2 protein-coding genes are annotated in these 1,846 nt (G+C 66.7%); both read left to right on the top strand.

What is annotated here, in order from left to right; translation table 11 throughout:
* Window positions 1-606 (top strand): ABC transporter permease subunit (locus AC1DKD_RS40985; protein ID WP_477144715.1); only part of this gene is annotated, 606 nt, incomplete at its 5' end.
* A 74-nt stretch (window positions 607-680) separates the two neighbouring features.
* Window positions 681-1,846, top strand: a 1,166-nt coding sequence (locus tag AC1DKD_RS40980; RefSeq protein WP_477144716.1) for an ATP-binding cassette domain-containing protein, incomplete at its 3' end; no start/stop codon positions are given.

Below are 1,846 nucleotides of genomic sequence, written 5' to 3'. Positions count from 1 at the left end.
GCCCTGATGGGCTTCTTCGGCGGGCGCTTCGACCTGTTCTCGCAGCGCGCCATCGAGATCTGGAGCTCGATGCCCGAGCTCTATCTGCTGATCATCTTCGCCTCGATCTTCACGCCAAGCCTGGCGCTGCTGATCATCCTGCTCTCGCTGTTCGGCTGGATGGGTTTGTCCGACTACGTGCGCGCCGAGTTCTACCGCAATCGCTCGCTCGATTACGTCAAGGCGGCACGGGCGCTCGGACTCTCCAACGTACAGATCATGTGGCGCCACATCCTGCCCAACAGCCTGACGCCCGTCATCACCTTCCTGCCATTCCGCATGAGCGCCGCCATCCTGGCCCTGACCAGCCTCGACTTCCTTGGCCTGGGCGTGCCGCCCACCACCCCTAGCCTGGGTGAGTTGCTGGCGCAGGGCAAGGCCAACCTCGATGCCTGGTGGATTTCCTTGTCGACCTTCGCCGTGCTGGTGGTGACCCTGCTGCTGCTGACCTTCATGGGCGACGCGCTGCGCGATGCCTTCGATACGCGCCTGGGCCTGGCCCAGCTACGCGGACGGGTCGAGCCGAAGGCGCCGGAAGGTTCGCCCGCGGCCGAGGTGACGCCATGAGCGCGCTGTCGCAAGCCAGCACCGTGAATGGTGTGCAAGCGGTGCAAGCCAAGGAGGGCGCTGGCGGTCCGCTAATGTGCATCGAACGCCTGTCGGTCACGTTCGGCCATGGCGACGAGGCCACCCGCGCGGTGCGCGATGTCAGCTTTGACCTGCGTGCGGGCGAACGCTTCGCGCTGGTGGGCGAATCCGGCTCGGGCAAGACGGTTACCGCGCTTGCCATGCTGCGCCTGGTGGAGGACGCGCGTTACCAGGGCGCGGTGCGTTTCGAGGGCCGCGACCTGCTCAAGGTCTCGGAGCGCGAGATGCGGGGCATTCGTGGTGCCGACATCGCCATGATCTTCCAGGAACCGATGACTGCGCTCAACCCGCTCTACACGATCGGCAACCAGATCGTGGAGACGCTGGCGCTGCATGAGGGCCTGGACCGGCGCTCTGCGCGCGAGCGCGCCATTGCGTTGCTCGAGCGCACTGGCATCAGTGATGCGGCGCACCGGTTCGACAGCTTTCCACACCAGCTATCGGGCGGCCAGCGCCAGCGCGCGATGATCGCCATGGCGCTGGCCTGCCGGCCCAAGCTGCTGCTGGCCGACGAGCCTACCACTGCTCTCGACGTCACCATCCGCGTGCAGATCCTCGAGTTGCTGCGCGACCTGCAGGCTGAGTTCGGCATGGCCGTCATGCTGATCACGCACGACCTCAACCTGGTGCGGGCTTTTGCCCAGCGCGTGGGCGTGATGGAGAAGGGCGTGCTGGTCGAGGTGGGCGAAACCACCAGCGTTTTCGCCGCGCCCCAGCATCCCTACACCCGCAAGCTGATCGACAGCCGGCCGCGCCGGGAGGTGCTGCCGTTGGTGCCGCTGGCGCCGGTACTGCTGGAAGCGCGCGGCTTGTGCGTGAACTATGCGCGCAAGCGCAGCGGGCTGGCTGGCTGGTTCGGCCGGGATCAGTTTGCCGCGGTCAAGGGCGTGGATTTTTCGCTGCGCGAGGGCGAGACGATCGGCATCGTGGGCGAATCGGGCTCCGGCAAGACCACGCTGGCTCACGCCGTGCTGAACCTGCAGCGCCGTAGTGCCGGCGAAATCCAGTTCCTGGGCCGCAACCTGGACGAAGTCTCGCGGCGCGAGCGTAGCGTTTTGCGCTCGCGCTTGCAGGTGGTGTTCCAGGACCCGTTCGGTTCGCTCTCGCCGCGCATGACCATCGAGCAGATCGTGGGGGAGGGCCTGGCACTGCACCAGCC

Source organism: Cupriavidus sp. 05T313 (genome assembly GCF_056396665.1).
Note: the sequence above shows the minus strand (reverse complement) of the source record. Positions and strands in the feature narration are given on the sequence as shown.